This is a genomic window from Massilia scottii, from assembly GCF_030846495.1.
Taxonomy (GTDB): domain Bacteria; phylum Pseudomonadota; class Gammaproteobacteria; order Burkholderiales; family Burkholderiaceae_D; genus Telluria_A; species Telluria_A violaceinigra.
Map to the genome: position 1 here is coordinate 329130 of NZ_JAVCWM010000003.1, position 18962 is coordinate 348091.

Sequence of the window (18962 nt, forward strand, 5' to 3'; positions counted from 1 at the left end):
TGCTGCCCGGCAAAAATTTGTCACACGAGCGACAAATTTTGCCACATGACAACTTAAACAGCTGAGGCTGCGATCGCCTTGCCTACTCCGGCGCCAGGCAAAACACCATATCGGCACCGCCCAATTGAATGGCATCGCCATGCGCCAGGCGGCGCGGTGTTTTTCCGGGAGCGACGCCGTTCACCAGAGGGGCCAAGTCGCCGTCGACATGGGCCAGATAATAGGCGCCATGCTGGCGCGTGATGGCGACCACTTGCACACCGGGTTTGCCCAGGGTCGACAGCGGCTTGGTCAGGAGCAGGCGCTTGCCGGCATTGGGGCCGGTCTTGACTTCGATCGCGCCCACCATCGGGGCCGCATTGGCGTCCAGTTCCGGCTCCGCACGCCGCGGGCCGCCGATGAATTCGAGCTGGAAGCGCGCCACCACGATCGTGTCGTGGTCCTCCAGCATGTGCTTGGCCACGCGCCTGCCGTTGACATAGGTGCCATTGGTGCTGCCCAGGTCTTCCAGAAACACATCGTCCATGATGAACGTGAACGCCGCATGGGCGCCGCTCATGGCCGGGTGCGGGAGCACGATATCGCTGTCGGGCCTGCGCCCGAGCGTCATCCGGTCCTTGTCGAGTTCGACCTCTCGTATCACCGCGTGATCGCGCGATATGATAATTTTCGCCACTCTTGCCCTCCGTGGGGGTGACCCGCCAACGAGAACGGGGAGCCTGCGCTCCCCGTCATTATTCACTACCTTTGGCCTTGCTTACAAATTACAGCATGGCTTTCAGCAAACGCGCCATTTCCGACGGGTTTTTAGTGGCCTTGATGCCGCAGGCTTCCATGATGTCCAGCTTGGCTTGTGCCGTGTCGGCGCCACCGGAAATCAGCGCGCCCGCATGGCCCATGCGCTTGCCCGGAGGCGCGGTCACGCCGGCGATGAAGCACACCACCGGCTTTTTCATGTTGTCCTTGATCCAGTAAGCCGCGTTGGCTTCGTCCGGACCGCCGATTTCGCCGATCATGATGACCGCGTCGGTATCAGGATCGTCATTGAACATCTTCATGACGTCGATGTGCTTCAGACCGTTGATCGGGTCGCCACCGATGCCCACTGCCGACGATTGGCCCAGGCCCAGCGCGGTCAGCTGACCGACCGCTTCGTACGTCAACGTGCCCGAACGCGAGACCACGCCGATGCGGCCCTGGCGGTGGATGTGACCTGGCATGATGCCGATCTTGATTTCGTCAGGGGTGATCAAGCCTGGGCAGTTCGGGCCCAGCAGCAGGGTCTTGGAGCCGGCCTTGGCCATGCGGTCCTTGAGCGCCATCATGTCACGCACTGGAATGCCTTCGGTGATGCAGATTGCCAGGTCGAGTTCGGCTTCGACGGCTTCCCAGATCGCGGCGGCAGCGCCTGCCGGCGGCACGTAGATGACCGACACGTTGGCGCCGGTTTCTTTTTTCGCTTCAGTGACGTTGGCGAAAATAGGAATGCCTTCGAAATCTTCGCCGGCTTTCTTCGGGTTCACGCCGGCAACGAAGCATTCCTTGCCATTCGCGTAATCGCGGCACATGCGGGTGTGGAATTGACCGGTCTTGCCGGTAATCCCCTGGGTGACTACTTTTGTATCTTTATTGATCAGAATCGACATGTTTGTTCCTTCGAATTAGGCCGGATTAGGCTTTATGAGCAGCAGCAGCCGCTACCACGGCCTTGGCTGCGTCTTCCATCGTATCGGCGGCGATGATCGGCAGGCCGGAGTCGGCCAGCATCTTCTTGCCGATATCTTCGTTGGTGCCCTTCATGCGCACAACCAGCGGCACGGTCAGGGAAACGGCCTTCGATGCGGTGATCACGCCTTCGGCGATCACGTCGCAGCGCATGATGCCGCCGAAAATGTTGACCAGGATGGCTTTCAGGCCTGGATTCTTCAACATGATCTTGAACGCTTCGGTCACTTTTTCCGCCGTTGCGCCGCCGCCCACGTCGAGGAAGTTGGCAGGCTCGCCGCCGAACAGCTTGATGGTGTCCATGGTGGCCATGGCCAGGCCGGCGCCGTTCACCAGGCAGCCGATGTTGCCGTCGAGCGAGATGTAAGCCAGGTCGAACTTCGATGCTTCGACTTCGGCCGCGTCTTCTTCGTCCAGGTCGCGGTAAGCGACGATGTTCGGCTGGCGATACAGGGCGTTCGAATCGAAGTTGAATTTGGCGTCGAGGGCGATGACCTTGCCGGAACCGGTCAGGATCAGCGGGTTGATTTCAGCCAGCGATGCGTCGGTTTCCCAGTAGGCTTTGTACAGACCCTGCAGCTGAACGCGCGCGTCGGCGATCGATTCAGGCGGCACGCCGATCTTGGCCGAAATGTCGTCCGCTTCGGCGTCGGTCAGGCCGACCGATGGGTCGATCGCGATATGGTGGATTTTTTCAGGGTTCGAGTGGGCAACTTCCTCGATGTCCATGCCGCCTTCGGAGGATGCCATCAGCACCACGCGCTGGCTGACACGGTCGGTGACCATCGACACGTACAGTTCTTTCTTGATGTCCGCGCCTTCTTCGATCAGCAGGCGGCGCACTTTCTGGCCTTCCGGGCTGGTCTGATGCGTGATCAGCTGCATGCCCAGGATCTGTTCCGCGTATTCCTTGACTTGTTCCAGCGACTTGGCGACCTTCACGCCGCCGCCCTTGCCGCGACCGCCAGCATGGATCTGTGCCTTGACTACCCAGACCGGACCGCCGAGCGTCTCGGCTGCTTTTACAGCCTCTTCCACGGACAAGCACGGAATGCCGCGCGGTACCGTCACTCCATACTGCCGGAGGATTTCTTTGCCTTGATACTCATGGATTTTCATGCTGGCTTCCCTTCTTCTGATACTGATTTGTAGAAAATACGGTTTGAAATGCGAGAAAAAACGGGAAAGCGAGGCTAACCCGGTACAGCTTTCGCCACCCAGCGCGGATAGTACACCGCGACGGCAGGACCCTCGGCACGCAGGGCATGGCATTTATCGATCTGGAACGGCTTGTCCGGCAAGGGGTCGTGGCCGGCCCCGTCGCGGGTCTGGATCACGTCGTTGGCGTAGGCCTGGATCGCCGCGGTCGGCAGGATCTGCGCCAGTTCGCTCAGGTGCGTGCAGCCCAGCACGCCGGACAGCCGCTCTTTGACCCCAAGGCGAAAGCCCTTCATCAAGGACAGGCCGATCAATTTTTTGTAAGCCGGCGCTATGGTATCGCAATAGCCAGGGTACGGAACGGCATCGGACGCGGCTTCGGCATCGACAATGGTCAGTTCGCGGTTGATGGTGATGCGCAGGTGCAGGTTGTGCAGATAGGTGCCGCCGCTGCGTACGCCGGACGCCAGGGTCACGTCGCGTACTTTGACATCGCTGATGCGGGCGTCGAGATCCCACAGGCCATCGTCGCGCGCGAACGCTTCGACTTCGATGGCGCGCGTATGCCGTAGTGCGCGAGGGACGGGAGAAGACAGGGGCATGAAGACAAGACCAATGCCGAAATTGCGGCGTAAATAGTTGCAGCCGGTGTGCACTTCGTGCACGTTGCCGCAGCTTCTACGGCAACAACCGCTCATGCGGCGCTGCTTAAACCCCAAAAGTTTAGCACATGCGGGAGGCCAGTTGCGCTGCAACATGGTTTTTAGGGGAAAGATGCGCGAAATTTCATCGGTTGGCGCGATTTTGGTATCGGGCGGAGGGGAACTCGCTTGCGGGCGCAGGGGCGAGACGCAAGCGGGTAGACATAATCTCGGTGACGTACATTCGTACGGACCGCCCCTTCGCCTTCCTTGCATCACCCCGCCTCGTTGCCTATGTGGAGGAACTCGTGGAATCATATATCCACCCGTAGCTAGCCACTCTTCAAAGCCAAGCACGTCTTGCGTACACTGCTCAACAACAACTTCCGATTCATGACTCAAGCTCTGCACAGCCAAGCCCGTACTCAGTAGCTAACCTGGCGCACCGGAAAGCCTTGCTCGAGTACGTATGCCCGTTGCGACAGGCCGCTGGCCTGCCACTGCGCGATGCGCTCTTGCCATACCATCTCGCGTTCCGAATTCGATACTATCCCCCCAGAAAGAATGAGCAGATAGTGTGGCCCGGCCGATCAGAGACGCCTAGGTTGAGGGGTTGGACGCTTACAAATAACGCTGAGCAACTATGGCAAGAATCTACAGCCACAACAGTCCCCAGCGCGCCCTGAACCACCAGACACCGTCCAAGCACTCAAGAAATGGCAGGAAGAAAAGCCTGATCTATTTGTAAAGCGCGTATCTAACCAGGCGGGTCTGGACATGGAACCCGTGCCGTGTGCTTCACTACCGCTCCATAATTTCTACTTTTCCGCGAAAATATTTCGAAATTAATAAAAAACCTAGCAGCAAAAAGAAAGCAGCGCCAGTCCACGAAATAACATCAATGCATGTAGCGTCAAAATTGCACATTGTCTTTAGCGGTTGGGTTCGTGGCGCTACGCCCAGCAGAATCGCTACGCCCATTCCCCAAGTCACGCGAAGCGTCCGGCCGACACCGTTTGCAGTCCATTTCAATTCGGTCGAACATTTGCGACACACAAACTTTCTTTGAACTGAATAACGAGAAAAAAAATTTCCCCTGGGCACTAAAGTACAACAAACTGGACAGTATTCAGATTCCATCATCTTAACCTCACTTAACCTTACATACCTCTGTTGCTTTGCATTGATTGATACAAGCCGCATACCCAACGCCGCACGCTGCGTCTATGCGTTTCCCAGCAACGTAACCCGCCCCCCCGCCGATCACACCACCAAAACCGGAGCCGATCGGGCCGCCAACCCATCCTATGCCTGCTCCGAGAGCGGCCGTTGCGATCACCGCGCCGCCTCCTCCAGCTTGCTCACAGGTTTTCTTCGCGTCTTCACATTCCTGACAGTCTTTCGGTGCCGGCTTTGTGGGTGGCTCCACTGGCGGACAAGGTGTGGCGCGGCCCGGATTGCCTGGCGTTCCAATAGTCCCGCAAACCCGCGTACGTTCTTTCGGACGACATGGAGTAGCACCACCTGGCCTACCTGGATAACTGATAGTTCCACAATACTCCGTCGCCAAACCAAGTGGATCTACATATGACAACGGATTACCTTCAACATAGATGTAGGTGTTTATCCCGCCGTCCTGCCCGATTGGATCAGACTGAACGTAGCGTCCCGTCTGCGGATCGTAATCCCTGTAATAGTTGTAAAACAGGTTTGTAGCCCTGTCATAATACTGGCCTGGCATCCGCAAATTGAATGTAAAGGTACCTGATCCACTAAAAAATTCGATCGGCGGTGTCAGCCCGAACGGATCGCCATTGTCCCAGCGCCAGACGATCTTGTTGTCGAGCGTGCGCGTGATCATACGCGGCGTTCCCAGATGATCCGGATGAATATGGAACACGTTGATCGCCGTGCTTTGGGCAGGTGCCGTTCCCGTCACTGTCTGCGTCAGCACAGCCACCGGCAGGTTGCCCAAGTACACCGTCTCGCGCGTCGCCTTGCCGTTGACATAGCTGTACTCACCTACCAACTGCCCTTGTTCGTCATAGACGAATATACCACCACCGTAAGTCTGGAATACACGCTGATCCAAGCCGTTGAACAGCTGGTGGGCCGTGACAGCGCCATTCTGGAGACGGTACGGCCGACCCCGTCCGCTATAAGTGACGACGAGCGTGCCATCATTCGTCAGATCACCGGCGCCGTTATAGACATTTGTCTTTGCCGGCCCCGGGCCGGTGGTCGCACTCAGCTTGTTGCTGAGCGGGTCGATGGTGTTCGTGTAGATGTGCGCTCCGAACCCAGCCTTGATGCGATTACCGCTGGCATCGTACGCGTAGGTCTGAGTGGTGCCGTTGCCGCTATAGCTGGTCAGGCGATCCAGTTCATCGTAGCCAAAGGTCTGGTTCAGGCTGGCAGGGCTCGGCGCCGTGCCCGTACCAGTGTGGGTATATCCCTTGATGCGGTTGGCGGCATCGTAAATTACCGTGCGCGCCACGCCGTTCGCCGAAGGGTTGCCCAAGGTATAGCTGCTGATGCGCCCATCGAGGTCGTAGGTGCGGACATGCGTGTTTGCGGCTGCTTGCGTGCTGTTGCCCCATGTCCAGCCGGTGGTTCCGCCAAATGGTGCGTGGGTGATATTGCTTAGCAAAACAATACTGCCGGTGCCCGTGCCGGTGCCGCTGGCGTCCACCGGGTTCAGCGTGATGCTGGCGACCTGGCCTGCATCGTTGTAGCCATAGTTTACGCGGTTCCCGCTCGGGTAGGTGACGCTCGCCACCCGACCGGCCGCATCGTACCCGTAGACAAGCGTATGCGTGTTGGTGTAGCTGCCCAAGCCGGTCGTGGTTTGGGCTTTGGTCGCGAGCCGCCCGAATGCGTCATAGGTATACGTCGTATAACCCGATTCATCCGTCATCCGCGTCATTTTTCCGGCCGCATTCGGGGTCGGGGTAGCACCGCCGTCGTACTCGAACGTGGTGCCGACGGTGCCCGTATAGACGATCCGGGTCAGGCGGTTTAGCGCATCGTAAGAATACGTATTCAGCATTCCGCGACCGTCCGTGCTCGTCTTCAGGTTGCCGGCGGCATCGTAGGTCGATTTTGTGAGGCCCGTATCGGGGCTACCCAGTTCGCTCCGGTTACCCAGTCCGTCGACGGCGTAACGCGTTTCAAGATTGCGGGGATCGCTCACTGTTGCCACTTGGTCGATGCCGTCGTAGCCGTACTTGATGGTCGGACGGGCGCCGTTGGTCAACGGCTGCTCTACCTGCTTTACACGGTTGAGCGCATCGTAGGTCTGGTTCGTCGACCGGCCCAGCGGATCGGTTACCTGCTTCACGTTGCCGCCCAGGTCGTAATCGTAGCGGGTGGCAGCTCCCGGCACTGACTGCGCCGATGCGAGGGTTCCGGTATAGGCACCCAGCAGCGGGGTATACGTCATGACAACGATGAATGCGCCGGACGTCAAACGGCTAAAGGTACGGCGGGTCATTGTGCAGCTCCGGTTTGGCTCGTCAGACGGCCGGTAATGTCATAAGTACGGGTAATCTGGCGCGCAAGGTTGCCGTTGGGGTCGCGCACTTCTTCCTTGATCCTGTTGCCGGTCAGGTCGAGCGTATACACAATGCTCTCACTGCGGTTGTTGGCGACGGAAGTGAGCCGCTGGGCTGCATCATAGGTATACGTCGTCACGCTTTTGTCGGGGAACGTGACCGTCTCGACCTGACCTGAAGGCTTGTAGGTGTACGTGGTCGTCTGTGCGGTCGCTTGTGTGTTCGCGCCGTCCGTGACAATCTGCGACTCAACCCATCCGCGCTTGGAGTAGCTCAGCGTCGTCGTGACGCCGTTATGCGCGCGAATCGTGTGAACCTGGCCGTGAGCGTCATAGCCCCCGTAAGTCGTCTCATGCTTGGCGGCATTGGTTACCTTGACCAGATAGCCGGTGAGCGGATCATAGTCATACGTGGTGACGTCAACGATGTCGGTACGCGGACCGGTTACGGTTTTCACTTGACCCACACTGTTGTACGTGTATGTCCAGGTCCTGACGCTGCCCGTGACAGGCGCACTGACTCCCTGCGCACCGGTCAGGTCGGTCGTGGCCTGCTCGGTCTTGATGAGCAGGTTGCCGGACGCGTCGTATTTGTATTTCGTAATACGTTTGGGTTCGGCGATGGTTTCCGGCAGGCTGAACTTGGCGTGCCACGCGGTCGTGGTTTTGCGTAATGGCAACGCGAGCGTCTGCGCGGTGAGAAACGGGGCGCAAGCGTCTGTCGATGCTCCTTCAACGCGCTTCGTTTGAAGACTGCGTGAGGTTTCATAAGCGAAGCAGCTGTAATTGCTGTTGAAATCCTTCGTCATCGTGACGTTTCCGACGGTGTCATACGCACGTTCGGCGATCGTGCCGCATTCGACGCATGGCGCGTCAATCTTGGTTGGCTTGGCAATGCCCTGCACATATTGTTTGCTAAAAGTTCGTACCGTAGTTGCGACATTTTCGGCAGGGCCAACGTAGTGAGTGACTGCCGCTGATGCATCTACGCCGTCGGTATAGGCGAGCGTTACCTTTTCGATGCCATCACCAAGTTGCGACGAGGTCGCGCGGCCGGCGCAGTCGTACGTCCAGCTGTTGTGGCGTTCGTCGTTTTCATCAACCAGGCCGGTCATCAAATCGCTAAACACCTCATGGCCGAAACCGTTGCCGATGACCGTCCAGGTGTTTTCGCAGATTTTTCCATCATTGATTTTGCTTGCTTCGTTGTAGAAATAGGTCTGGCTTTTTCCGTCCGGGTAAGTCACCTTGGTAAGATTGTCCATTGCACACGCCCGTGTCTTTTCATTGCCCGGAACGCAGCCACCTGACGGCCCATCGTATTCGTAAAGATAGGATTGCTTGGCCGGATCGATCATTTCGATAATCCGTTCCTTTGCGTCGTACTTAAACTGAAGCTGGCGGCCCCAATGGTTTGTCACACACAGCAAGCGGCCTGCGGGCAGAACGTCGCCGGTATGCGCATTCGCGCATGCAGGCGCGCTCGCCGGAAAACGGCTTACTGTCGTATCGTTGCTCACGCCGTCGCTATACGTCAGCTTTTGCGTCAATCCATTGCGCTCGGTGATCGAGAGAAGCAGCCCGGTGCTGCTGTCGAAACTTTCGGTGCGGTCGTTCTTGGCACTGTAAAGCGTGAACCCAGTTACGGTCAGATTATCCGGCGACATCACTGCCGTGAGCTTGTCGTCGACGCTTGGAGGGCTAGTGTAGCCGCCGGCCGTGTTGCTGCGAAAATTAAACCGCTTCCCGTCTGAATGCATCACCGCTACTTGAGCCGGAATTCGACTAACGCTATCGACTATGTCACTGCAGTCCCACTCACCAGAATAATACCGCCAGCACTTGTTTTCCACCTCTGCCCTACGAGGGTATACTGCTCGGATCGATTTGTTATACGAATGGGTCCACCTGCCCCCAAAGCCGTTTTTTGCATAGACAGTCGTTAAGCCAGTAGAACTATTATAAATCCGACCTAGCGTCAAATCGTTGGCGGATTTTGGAGGCTGGTAGTCGGTAATGACGTGCCACATATTGCCAGTTGCAGGCGTGATGGGTCTTCCGACGTCGCAATCGGGGCACTGTGGACCGACATTGCTGCCATTCGGGTCTGGGTGGTCCTTATAGGACCCACCGCGACACTCTGCAGCCGGACTAAAATAGCGCTCGCCGTTCGCTTCCGCGCATACGGAACGCTTGCGGTAGAAATTGACTCCTGTGCGCTCGTCCCGGGACACACATTTATCCCCCGAAATTCCGTCCCATCCTGCCAACCAGCTACGATGTTGCAAATAGGGGATCCCGGCAGTACTTTCATCCGTCCTCCAATCGCCATCCGGTCGGTCCCAGAAAACCGCACATTCGGCGGTTTGGAGAAAAATATCCATCCAAGAAGCCTTAGCCGCACCCTCATTTTCGTACCAAACCGCCGAGTATCCCTGATATTTATAAGGACCGATAGTGTCTCTATCTCCAGCGTGAGCGATAACGGGTAAACAGGCCAGGAATGCGGCAATAGATACGCATAACGTTCGACAGAGGGAGATGATGCGTGCGCAGACACGCACTCCCGCAAGAGATAAAGACATTTCATTCCTAAGAGCGTATTGACAGGGACGATATTGTCTCATAAACAACAGGAGAAGAATTACTTTTGGTAACTATATTTTACTATGAGGCATATTGTTGTTTTATTGCTACAAGTTGCTACGAGCGAGCAAGAGGCCCCGGCACGGTCTGCGAGTCGGGCCGTGCGTGAATCCGCCAAGCAATCTCGCCCATGGCGAGCCTGGCTTAGTCGCGTAACGCTACGACAGCTACGGGCCTGCAAGTGTCCACGCTCTTCCCACTGCACTGCCGATCAACGAGCGGTGCTATAAGCATCATGCGATGAGCCGCCGCACGCCCCGCACCAATCGAATGCATGCTCGCGTCGAACCGTGCTTATTTGCGAAAAATGGGGCGCGGCCGCGAAGTTGTTTGGAGTTGCTGCGAGCCAAAACAATCGAATGGACGCATAGCAGCGTGGGAAGGGATAGCAAATAGGCTGACTGGGCACACCACCTCATTTTTACCCGCAGAAACTACGGTGTAAATTAGGCGGACGGAATACAGTCTTTGCTCCAGAGCGGAAAAGCGTAGCGCCTTCCACCGTTGAGGAGTATGCCGGTGTAACACCTCCGGCATACGGCGAAAGGCGCTCCGCTTTTCCGCCCAAGGCAGCGGCGCCAGCGTTGCGGCGCACTTGCTCACGCTCGGGCGCCGGGGAGGCGGCAAGCGGAACAGCAAATCAGAGAATTACCTAGTCATCATCGGGATCGCGCCCCTGCATCGCCGCCCTGACCGCGCGTTGGGAAAACCCGCGCTGCATCAAAAACCGCATCTGCTTGTTGCGCTCGGCGGGATCGCTCGCCACCGTACCGAATTTGCGCTGCCACACTTCGCAGGCGCGCGCCGTCTCGCTGTCGGCCATTCCGGCTTTCAACTCTTGCAAGGCTTCGCCCTTGACCCCATGACTTTGCAGCTCGGCCATGATGCGGCTGTTGCCGAAGCGCGCGGAGCGGCGGTGAATCAGCGATTCGGAAAAGCGTTCCTGCGACAGCCAGTTGTTCTTTTCGAGGAAATCGAGCAGGGCGTCGACGTCGTCGCCCTCCTCCGCATGGCGCGCCAGCTTGCGCCCCAGTTCAAGCCGGCTGTGCTCGCGCATCGAGAGATAGCGCAGGGCACGGCCTTTCAGGCTCAGTTGGGGTGCTGCCATCGTTGCCGCCGCCGATTACTCGGGGACTGCTTTCAGCTTGGCGACCTTGACAGGCTCCTCGCCACCGACCGGCGGCAGCTCGCGCACGCCCAGGGCCACGCGCACCTTGTTTTCGATCTCGCGCGCCAGCGCCGGACGCTCCTTGAGGAAGATGCGCGCATTATCCTTACCCTGGCCGATACGTTCGCCGTTATAGCTGTACCAGGAACCCGACTTCTCGACGATCTTGTTATCCGCACCCAGATCCAAGATCTCGCCTTCGCGCGACGTGCCTTCGCCATACAGAATGTCGAAGTGCGCTTCCTTGAACGGTGGCGCGATCTTGTTCTTGACGACCTTGACCTTGGTTTCATTACCGATGACTTCGTCGCCGGACTTGATGGAACCGGTGCGGCGGATATCCAGGCGCACGGAAGCGTAGAACTTGAGCGCGTTACCACCGGTGGTGGTTTCCGGGCTGCCGAACATGACGCCGATCTTCATGCGGATCTGGTTGATGAAGATAACCAGGGTGTTGGTGCGGTTGATCGAACCGGTCAGCTTGCGCAGTGCCTGGGACATCAAACGTGCCTGCAGACCTGGCAGGGAATCGCCCATGTCGCCTTCGATCTCGGCGCGCGGGGTCAGGGCCGCCACCGAGTCGATCACGACCAGGTCGACGCTGCCCGAACGCACCAGCGCATCGGTGATTTCCAGTGCCTGTTCACCCGTGTCCGGCTGCGAAATGAGCAGTTCGGACAGGTTGATGCCCAGTTTTTGGGCGTAACCGACGTCAAGCGCGTGCTCGGCATCGATAAAGGCGCAGGTGCCGCCCAGTTTTTGCATTTGTGCGATGGTCTGCAGGGTCAGGGTGGTTTTACCCGACGATTCAGGACCGTAGATCTCGACCACGCGGCCGCGCGGCAAACCGCCCACGCCCAGCGCGATGTCGAGGCCGAGCGAACCGGTCGAGACGACCTGCACGTCTTCGACGGGCGCGTTGGCGTCCATGCGCATGACGGAGCCCTTGCCGAACTGCTTTTCAATCTGCGCGAGGGCAGCGGCCAGCGCCTTGCCTTTCTCGCCAGCATTTAATACGGTTTTTTTATCATCCATAATTTTCTTTCAGTCCAGAGAGTGGTCCAGATCCAGGGCAGAAGTCACGTCACAGACAACACTGTACAAATAAACAGTGGTTTATGCAAGCGGCACGCGACCCCGATTCAAAAAAATTCCCGGCGTTGCGCCAAATGAAACACAATAGCCCTAATTAGACGTTCCGGTGCCCTCATGCGTATTTTACTTGCCGAAGATGATAGCGTGCTTGCCGATGGATTGACGCGCTCTTTGCGCCAGTCCGGCTACGCCATCGATTGTGTGAAGAACGGGCAGGAAGCCGATACGGCCCTGTCCACCCAGGAGTTCGACCTGCTGATCCTCGACCTCGGCCTGCCCCGGCTGTCCGGGCTGGAAGTGCTGCGCCGCCTGCGCGCGCGCGCCTCGCTCCTGCCGGTGCTGATCCTCACCGCGGCCGACTCGATCGAACAGCGCGTCAATGGCCTCGACCTGGGCGCCGACGATTACATGGCCAAGCCGTTCGCCCTGTCCGAACTGGAAGCGCGCGTGCGCGCCCTGACCCGGCGCGGCGCCGGCGGCGGCGCGGCCGTGGTGCGCCATGGCCCGCTGGCCTACGACCAGGTCGGGCGCAGCGCCTATATCAACGACCAGATGCTCGACCTGTCGGCGCGCGAACTGGGCCTGCTGGAAATCCTGCTGGCGCGCGCCGGGCGCCTGGTGTCCAAGGAGCAGCTGGTCGACCACCTGTGCGAATGGGGCGAGGAAGTGTCCAACAACGCCATCGAAGTCTATGTGCACCGCCTGCGCAAGAAGATCGAGGTGGGCGGGGTGCGCATCGCCACCGTGCGCGGCCTGGGCTATTGCCTGGAAAAATACGCCGACGCCCCCCGCGCCAGCCTCGAGGCGGGCGTGGCATCGAAGTGAGCCTGCGCGAGGCCGCCCCGGCCGTGCCGGATGCGCCCGACGCCCTTTACGTGCCGCCCGGCGCCGAGCCGGACGAAAACATCCAGCATTCCCTGTTCGGCGAAATCCTCGACTGGATGCTGGCCCCGCTGCTGCTGCTGTGGCCGATGAGCATCGCCATCACCTACCTGGTGGCCAAGTCGATCGCCAACCAGCCCTTCGACCATGCGCTGGAAGACAGCATCACCGTGCTGGCCCAGCAGGTGCGCGAAGTCGACGGCAAGGTGCTCTCGCGCCTGCCCGGCAGCGCGCGCGACATGCTGCGCGCCGACGACGTCGACCAGGTGTATATCCAGATCATCGGCCCGCGCCGCGAGCACATCGATGGCGACCGCGACCTGCCGCTGCCGCCCGACGAGGAACGCCTGCGCAACGGGCGCGTCCATTTCCGCAACGAGCTGATGCACGGCACGCCGGTGCGCATCGCCTTTTCCTACGTCAACCTGCGCCCGCTGGCCAGGCGCGGCGACGAGCCCTGGGCGGCCCTGGTGCAGGTGGCTGAAACACTGGATAAGCGCGCCCAGCTCGCCAACGAAATCATCAAGGGCGTGATCCTGCCCCAGTTCATCATCCTGCCGATCGTGCTGGCCCTGGTCTGGCTGGCCTTGACGCGCGGCCTCTCGCCCCTGGCCCAGCTGCAGGAACGCATCCGCGCGCGCCGTCCGGACGACCTCTCGCCGATCGATTCGCGCCAGGTGCCGGAAGAAATCTCGCCCCTGGTCGGCTCGCTCAACGACATGCTCGAACGCCTCTCGCAAACCATCGAAATGCAAAAGCGCTTCATCGCCGACGCCGCCCACCAGATGAAAACCCCGCTGGCCGGCATGCGCATGCAGTCCGAACTGGCGCTGCGCCAGCTCGACCCCGAGGAAATCCGGCGCTCGCTCGAACAGCTGGCCAAAAGCTCCGAATCGGCCACGCGCCTGGTCAATCAGCTGCTGGCCCTGGCGCGCGCCGAAAACCAGCCCAACGCCGGCCTGGCCTACGAGGAGCTCGACCTGTGCGAGAGCGCGCGCGATACCGTGCAGGACTGGGTGCAAGCCTCGTTCGCCCAGCGCATCGACCTCGGCTTCGAGGCGCCGGACCAGCCGGTGCTGATCGCGGCCAATCCGATGATGCTGCGCGAACTGCTCTCGAACCTGATCGACAACGCCCTGCGCTACACCCCGGCCGGCGGCAGCGTCACCGTGCGCGTGCGGCGCGAGGACGAGCTGGCCATCCTGGAAGTCGAGGATACCGGCCCCGGCATCGCCCCGGACGAACGGGCCCACGTGTTCGAGCGCTTTTACCGCATCCTCGGCAACAGCGCGCCCGGCAGCGGCCTGGGGCTGGCCATCGTGCGCGAGATCGCCCAGCAGCACGGCGCCGTCATCGACATCTTCAACAATCCGCGCAGCGGGCAGAAAAAGGCGCCCGGCTGCCAGTTCCGCCTGAGCTTCCCGCCGCCGCGCGTCACCGACGAGGAGGCCGGCTGATGGAAACGAACGCCGTGGCCGACCAGCGCCGCCGCCTAGTGGCCGCGCGCCGGGTACACTGGGCGCGCACGCGCCGCATCACGGCCATCCTGCTGCTGCTGTGGCTGGCCACCGGCTTTTGCACGGTGTTTTTCGCGCGCGAACTGGCCACCTGGTCGCTGTTCGGCTGGCCGCTCTCGTTCTACCTGGCGGCCCAGGGCGCCTCGCTGGTCTACCTGGCCATCCTCGGCGTCTACGTGCTGGCCATGCGGCGCGCCGACCGCCGCTTCGTCGCTGCCCTCAAGGAGGCGGCATGAGCGCGCCCGGCTCGCAGTTCGGGCGCCTGAGCCGCTATTACCTGTGGTACACGGTGTGTTTCATCGCCTTCGTGCTCTCGCTGGCCCTGCTCGAACGCGAAGGCATGCCGCGCGTCTGGCTCGGCTACCTGTACCTGTTCGCCACCATCGTGCTGTACGCGGCCATCGGCGTCATCAGCCGCACCTCGAACGTGACGGAATATTATGTGGCCGGGCGCCGGGTGCCGGCCCTGTTCAACGGCATGGCCACCGCCGCCGACTGGATTTCGGCGGCCAGCTTCATCAGCCTGGCCGGCGGGCTGTACCTGCACGGCTTCGACGGCCTGGCCTACATCATGGGCTGGACCGGCGGCTACTGCCTGGTGGCGCTGCTGATCGCGCCCTACCTGCGCAAGTTCGCCCAGTACACCATCCCCGACTTCCTGGCGGCGCGCTACGGCGGCGGCGCGGGCGGGCGCGGCGGTCCGGTGCGGGTGATGGCGGTCGGCGCCACCATCATCGTCTCGTTCACCTACGTGGTGGCGCAGATTTACGCGGTCGGGCTGATCGCCTCGCGCTTTACCGGGGTCGATTTTTCGGTCGGCATTTTCCTCGGGCTGGCCAGCATCCTGGTCTGCTCGTTCCTGGGCGGCATGCGCGCCATTACCTGGACCCAGGTGGCGCAGTACATCATCATCCTCGTGGCGTTCCTGCTGCCCACCATGTGGCTCTCGCTCAAGCATGCCGACAACCCGGTGCCGCAGGTGGCGTACGGCACCGTGATGCCCAAGCTGGCCGCGCGCGAGGCCGAACTGGAACGCGACCCGCGCGAGCGCGAGGTGCGCGCCATCTTCGCCCGGCGCGCCGAGTATTACCACGCCCTGGTGACGGCCCTGCCGGCCTCGTGGGAAAACGGGCGCCAGGATGTGCAGCGCCGCCTCGACGCGGTGCGCCTGCGCAATGCCGCGCTGGGCGAGATCCGCGCCGCCGAGCGCGCCCTGGTCGCCTGGCCCAAGAGCGAGGAAGAGGCCGCACGCAGCTGGAGCGCGGCGCACGCGGCCAACCTGGCGCGCGCCCGGCCGCCCCAGCCGCACGCCACGCCGTTTCCGGGCGCCGACCGCGCCGCGTCCGATATCCGCCGCAACAATTTTCTGGCGCTGGTGTTTTGCCTGATGCTGGGCACGGCCGCGCTGCCGCACATCCTGATGCGTTCCTACACCACCGCCTCGGTGCACGACACGCGCGTATCGGTGTTCTGGACCCTGTTCTTCATCCTGCTCATTTACCTCTCCATCCCGGCGCTGGCGGTATTGATCAAGTACGACCTGTACAACGCGCTGGTCGGCACCAAATTCACGCAGCTACCCACCTGGATCAGCTACTGGGCCAATGTGGACAAGACGAATCCCCTCATCAGCATTGCCGACATCAATGCCGACGGCATCGTCCAGCTGGCCGAAATCGCCATCGACGGCGACATGCTGGTGCTGGCCACGCCGGAAATCGGCGGCCTGCCCTACGTGATTTCCGGGCTGGTGGCGGCCGGCGGGCTGGCCGCGGCCCTGTCCACCGCCGACGGGCTGCTGCTGGCGATCTCGAACGCGCTCTCGCACGACTTCTATTACAAGGTGATCGACCCGGGCGCCTCGACCCAGAAGCGGGTCACCATTTCCAAGCTGCTGCTGCTGGCGGTGGCCTTCATCGCCGCCTACGCCGCTTCGCAGAAGCCGGCCGACATCCTGTCGCTGGTGGGCGCCGCCTTTTCGCTGGCGGCCTCGACCCTGTTCCCGGCGCTGGCGCTGGGCGTGTTCTGGAAGCGCGCCAACCATGCCGGCGCGCTGGCCGGCATGGCGGCCGGCTTTTGCGTGTGCCTGTACTACATGCTGCACACCAACCCCATCCTCGGCGGCAGCGCGGCCGGCCAGTGGTTCCACATCGCGCCCATGTCGGCCGGCGTGTTCGGGGTGCCGGCCGGGGTGCTGGTGCTGATCGTGGTCAGCCTGCTCACACCCGCCCCGGACGCCCGCTCGGGCAGCCTGATCGACCACTTGCGCGCGCCCGAATGACGAATTGTCGCGATAACGCAGCGCCGTCGCGAAACGCGCTGGCATCGTCTCCGCCAAGGCGCTACGATTGACGGCGCGCCGGTTTGCCGGCGCCGTTGTTCCCGCATTCCGCGTTCCGCTGTCGAGACTATCGAGCCCACACATGTCCAGCTACCTCCTGCCCTTGTTGCGCGCCGCGCTCCTGTGCGCCTGCGCCCTGATCACTCCCGCCTTCAGCGCCGCTGCGGCGCCCCCGGCCCCGCCGCCGATCGCCGATTTCTTCGACAACCCGGCCTTCAGCGGCGCCATTCTTTCGCCCAACGGCAAGTTCCTTGCCGTACGCTATTCCAACGACAACAAGCGCGACCGCCTGGTCGTGATCGAACTGGCCACCAATGCCGTCAAGGTCGTGGCCCAGTTCAGCGATCGCGACGTCAACCGCTTCGAGTGGGTCAACAACGAACGCCTGGTGCTCGACTCGACCGACAAGACCATCGGCGCCGGCGACGTCGTGTACTGGCCCGGCCTGTTCGCGGTCAACCGCGACGGCAGCAATTTCAGGCAGCTGGTGCAGGTCAGCGGCAACTTCGTGCAGGAGCACGGCGTGGCCCGGAACGTCCTGCCGGCCGACCATTTCCTGGTCGAGCAGAAAGGCGCGCAAACCTCGGACCATGTGTACGTCACCAACCCCAAGCGCGACGGCATCGATGAAACGGGCGACGTCAAGTACGTCAACCTGATCCGCCTCAACACCGTCACCGGCCGCAGCGAAACGGTGCGCCGTCCGGGACTGGCGCGTGCCTGGCTGCTCGACCACAAGGGCGAGCCGCGCATCTGCGTCACCCTCGACAAGAATACCGAAGCGGTCTGGTACCTGGACCCGGCCGGCAAGCAGTGGCGCCAGATCGCCGCGTTCGACACCTACCTGGGCGGCAAGGACGCATTCTCGCCGCTCGCCTTTGCCCCGGACGGCACTTTTTACGTGCTCAGCGCCAGGGGCAAGGACAAGCAAGCCCTGCATACTTTCGACCTCGCCACCGGGCAGCTCAGCGCCGAGCCGCTGGTGGTGCTGGCCGACTACGACTTCAGCGGCAGCCTGATCACCACGCGCGACAAGCTGCTGGGCGTGCGCTACCTGAGCGATGCGCGCTCGACCGTGTGGTTCGATCCCAGGATGAAGGCGCTGCAAGCGGCCATCGACGCCGCCCTGCCCGCCACCGTCAACCTGGTCGAAGTGCCCGCGCGCGCCGAGGCGCCCTGGGTCCTGGTACGCGCGTATTCCGACCGCCAGCCGGGCCGCTACATGCTGTACAACCTCGATACCGGCAAGTTCAACCCGGTCGGCAGCACCCATGAACGCGTCGACCCGGCCCGGATGGCCGAGCAGGAACTGGTGCGCTACACGGCGCGCGACGGCTTGAAGGTGCCGGCCTGGCTGACCCTGCCGACCGCCGTGCCTGCCGCCGTGCCTACCGCCGTGCCTACCGCCGTGCCTGCCGCCGTGCCTGCCGCCGTGCCGACGGCACAGCGCAAGAACCTGCCGATGGTGGTGCTGGTGCACGGCGGCCCTTATGTACGCGGCAACGAATGGGGCTGGTCGGCCGACAGCCAGTTCCTGGCCTCGCGCGGCTACGCGGTGCTGGAACCCGAGTTTCGCGGCAGCACCGGCTTCGGCAGCAAACACTACCGGGCCGGGTGGAAGCAATGGGGCTTGAAGATGCAGGACGACATTGCCGATGCCGCCAAATGGGCGATCGCCGAAGGCATCGCCGACCCCAAGCGCATCTGCATCGCCGGCGCCAGCTACGGCGGCTATGCCACCCTGATGGGCCTGGCGAACGATCCGGCCCTGTTCAAGTGCGGCATCAACTGGGTCGGCGTGACCGATATCAACCTGCTCTACACGGGCCACTGGAGCTTTACGTCGGATGCCTCGGCCGGCTTCCTCAAGTACGGCGCGCCCACCCTGATCGGCGACCCGGTCAAGGATGCGGCCCAGCTGCGCGCCACCTCGCCCCTGCAGCAGGCCGCGCGCATCCGCCAGCCCCTGCTGCTGGCCTACGGCGCCGCCGACCGGCGCGTGCCCCTGTACCACGGCAAGAAATTCTATGAAGCGCTCAGGGAACACAACCCCAACGTCGAATGGGTGGTGTACCAGGAAGAAGGCCACGGCTGGTCCTTGCCCAGGAACCGCATCGACTTCTGGAGCCGGGTCGAAAAGTTCTTGCAGCGCCATATCGGCACGCCCTGACACCCGGCCAAGCGATAAGGCTGGCGCCAAGGTTGGCAAAACGATAGTATTGACAGACTGGACAGG

14 protein-coding genes and 1 pseudogene are annotated in these 18962 nt (G+C 61.5%); 5 read left to right on the plus strand and 10 right to left on the minus strand.

The genetic code is table 11. The features are described from left to right. Positions 1 to 82 precede the first annotated feature (82 nt). The 10 genes and pseudogenes from RBA41_RS05700 to recA form a co-directional block, all read right to left on the minus strand. The gene (locus RBA41_RS05700; RefSeq protein ID WP_306621894.1) at positions 83 to 676 is read right to left on the minus strand and encodes an FHA domain-containing protein; all 594 of its coding nucleotides are present in this window, start codon (positions 674 to 676) and stop codon (positions 83 to 85) included. A gap of 88 nt (positions 677 to 764) precedes the next feature. After that, positions 765 to 1646 (minus strand): succinate--CoA ligase subunit alpha, encoded by an 882-nt coding sequence (sucD, locus tag RBA41_RS05705; RefSeq protein WP_306621895.1) that lies wholly within the window; start codon positions 1644 to 1646, stop codon positions 765 to 767. Between the two features lie 25 nt (positions 1647 to 1671). Further along, positions 1672 to 2844 (minus strand): ADP-forming succinate--CoA ligase subunit beta, encoded by a 1173-nt coding sequence (sucC, locus tag RBA41_RS05710; protein ID WP_306621897.1) that lies wholly within the window; start codon positions 2842 to 2844, stop codon positions 1672 to 1674. A gap of 74 nt (positions 2845 to 2918) precedes the next feature. Then, a complete protein-coding gene (locus tag RBA41_RS05715; protein WP_306622059.1) occupies positions 2919 to 3485 on the minus strand; it encodes a DUF2889 domain-containing protein in 567 nt (188 codons plus the stop codon). 464 nt (positions 3486 to 3949) lie between these two features. Further along, positions 3950 to 4051, minus strand: coding sequence for an IS66 family insertion sequence element accessory protein TnpA (gene tnpA / locus RBA41_RS33580; RefSeq protein ID WP_445352066.1), 102 nt, complete (start codon positions 4049 to 4051; stop codon positions 3950 to 3952). A 623-nt stretch (positions 4052 to 4674) separates the two neighbouring features. Beyond that, positions 4675 to 7017, minus strand: a complete 2343-nt coding sequence (locus RBA41_RS05725; RefSeq protein ID WP_306621899.1) for an RHS repeat-associated core domain-containing protein — start codon at positions 7015 to 7017, stop codon at positions 4675 to 4677. After that, the gene (locus RBA41_RS05730; RefSeq protein WP_445352067.1) at positions 7014 to 8840 is read right to left on the minus strand and encodes a hypothetical protein; all 1827 of its coding nucleotides are present in this window, start codon (positions 8838 to 8840) and stop codon (positions 7014 to 7016) included. Before RBA41_RS05730 ends, RBA41_RS05725 begins: the two co-directional genes overlap by 4 nt. A 126-nt stretch (positions 8841 to 8966) precedes the next feature. After that, positions 8967 to 9704: pseudogene (locus RBA41_RS33430) on the minus strand (DUF6531 domain-containing protein); the annotation flags it as partial. Between the two features lie 671 nt (positions 9705 to 10375). Continuing rightward, complete coding sequence (gene recX / locus RBA41_RS05735) at positions 10376 to 10831, minus strand: recombination regulator RecX (protein WP_306621900.1); 456 nt, start codon at positions 10829 to 10831, stop codon at positions 10376 to 10378. Between the two features lie 15 nt (positions 10832 to 10846). Continuing rightward, complete coding sequence (recA, locus tag RBA41_RS05740) at positions 10847 to 11926, minus strand: recombinase RecA (protein WP_099874959.1); 1080 nt, start codon at positions 11924 to 11926, stop codon at positions 10847 to 10849. Positions 11927 to 12100: 174 nt separating this feature from the next. Between recA and RBA41_RS05745 the strand changes: the two genes are divergently transcribed. The 5 genes from RBA41_RS05745 (at position 12101) to RBA41_RS05765 (ending at position 18896) form a co-directional block, all read left to right on the plus strand. Further along, positions 12101 to 12811, plus strand: a complete 711-nt coding sequence (locus RBA41_RS05745) for a response regulator (RefSeq protein ID WP_306621902.1) — start codon at positions 12101 to 12103, stop codon at positions 12809 to 12811. Next, positions 12808 to 14325, plus strand: coding sequence for a sensor histidine kinase (locus tag RBA41_RS05750; protein ID WP_306621904.1), 1518 nt, complete (start codon positions 12808 to 12810; stop codon positions 14323 to 14325). Before RBA41_RS05745 ends, RBA41_RS05750 begins: the two co-directional genes overlap by 4 nt. Beyond that, positions 14325 to 14621, plus strand: coding sequence for a DUF4212 domain-containing protein (locus RBA41_RS05755; RefSeq protein WP_306621906.1), 297 nt, complete (start codon positions 14325 to 14327; stop codon positions 14619 to 14621). Before RBA41_RS05750 ends, RBA41_RS05755 begins: the two co-directional genes overlap by 1 nt. After that, positions 14618 to 16666 carry a sodium:solute symporter family protein gene (locus RBA41_RS05760; protein ID WP_306621908.1) on the plus strand — a complete coding sequence of 683 codons (2049 nt, stop codon included), beginning with the start codon at positions 14618 to 14620 and terminating at the stop codon, positions 16664 to 16666. The genes RBA41_RS05755 and RBA41_RS05760 overlap by 4 nt, the downstream gene beginning before the upstream one ends. A 142-nt stretch (positions 16667 to 16808) precedes the next feature. After that, entirely contained in the window at positions 16809 to 18896 is a 2088-nt protein-coding gene (locus RBA41_RS05765) for an alpha/beta hydrolase family protein (protein WP_306621910.1), read from the plus strand. The last annotated feature ends 66 nt before the right edge of the window (positions 18897 to 18962 follow it).

Excerpts from the sequence above, each read along its gene's own strand:
- sucD (WP_306621895.1), bottom strand. The coding sequence starts at position 1,646 with ATGTCGATTCTGATCAATAAAGATACAAAAGTAGTCACCCAGGGGATT.
- sucC (WP_306621897.1), bottom strand. The coding sequence starts at position 2,844 with ATGAAAATCCATGAGTATCAAGGCAAAGAAATCCTCCGGCAGTATGGA.
- RBA41_RS05715 (WP_306622059.1), bottom strand. The coding sequence starts at position 3,485 with ATGCCCCTGTCTTCTCCCGTCCCTCGCGCACTACGGCATACGCGCGCC.
- tnpA (WP_445352066.1), bottom strand. The coding sequence starts at position 4,051 with ATGGTATGGCAAGAGCGCATCGCGCAGTGGCAGGCCAGCGGCCTGTCG.
- RBA41_RS05725 (WP_306621899.1), bottom strand. The coding sequence starts at position 7,017 with ATGACCCGCCGTACCTTTAGCCGTTTGACGTCCGGCGCATTCATCGTT.
- recX (WP_306621900.1), bottom strand. The coding sequence starts at position 10,831 with ATGGCAGCACCCCAACTGAGCCTGAAAGGCCGTGCCCTGCGCTATCTC.
- recA (WP_099874959.1), bottom strand. The coding sequence starts at position 11,926 with ATGGATGATAAAAAAACCGTATTAAATGCTGGCGAGAAAGGCAAGGCG.
- RBA41_RS05745 (WP_306621902.1), top strand. The coding sequence starts at position 12,101 with ATGCGTATTTTACTTGCCGAAGATGATAGCGTGCTTGCCGATGGATTG.
- RBA41_RS05755 (WP_306621906.1), top strand. The coding sequence starts at position 14,325 with ATGGAAACGAACGCCGTGGCCGACCAGCGCCGCCGCCTAGTGGCCGCG.
- RBA41_RS05760 (WP_306621908.1), top strand. The coding sequence starts at position 14,618 with ATGAGCGCGCCCGGCTCGCAGTTCGGGCGCCTGAGCCGCTATTACCTG.
- RBA41_RS05765 (WP_306621910.1), top strand. The coding sequence starts at position 16,809 with ATGTCCAGCTACCTCCTGCCCTTGTTGCGCGCCGCGCTCCTGTGCGCC.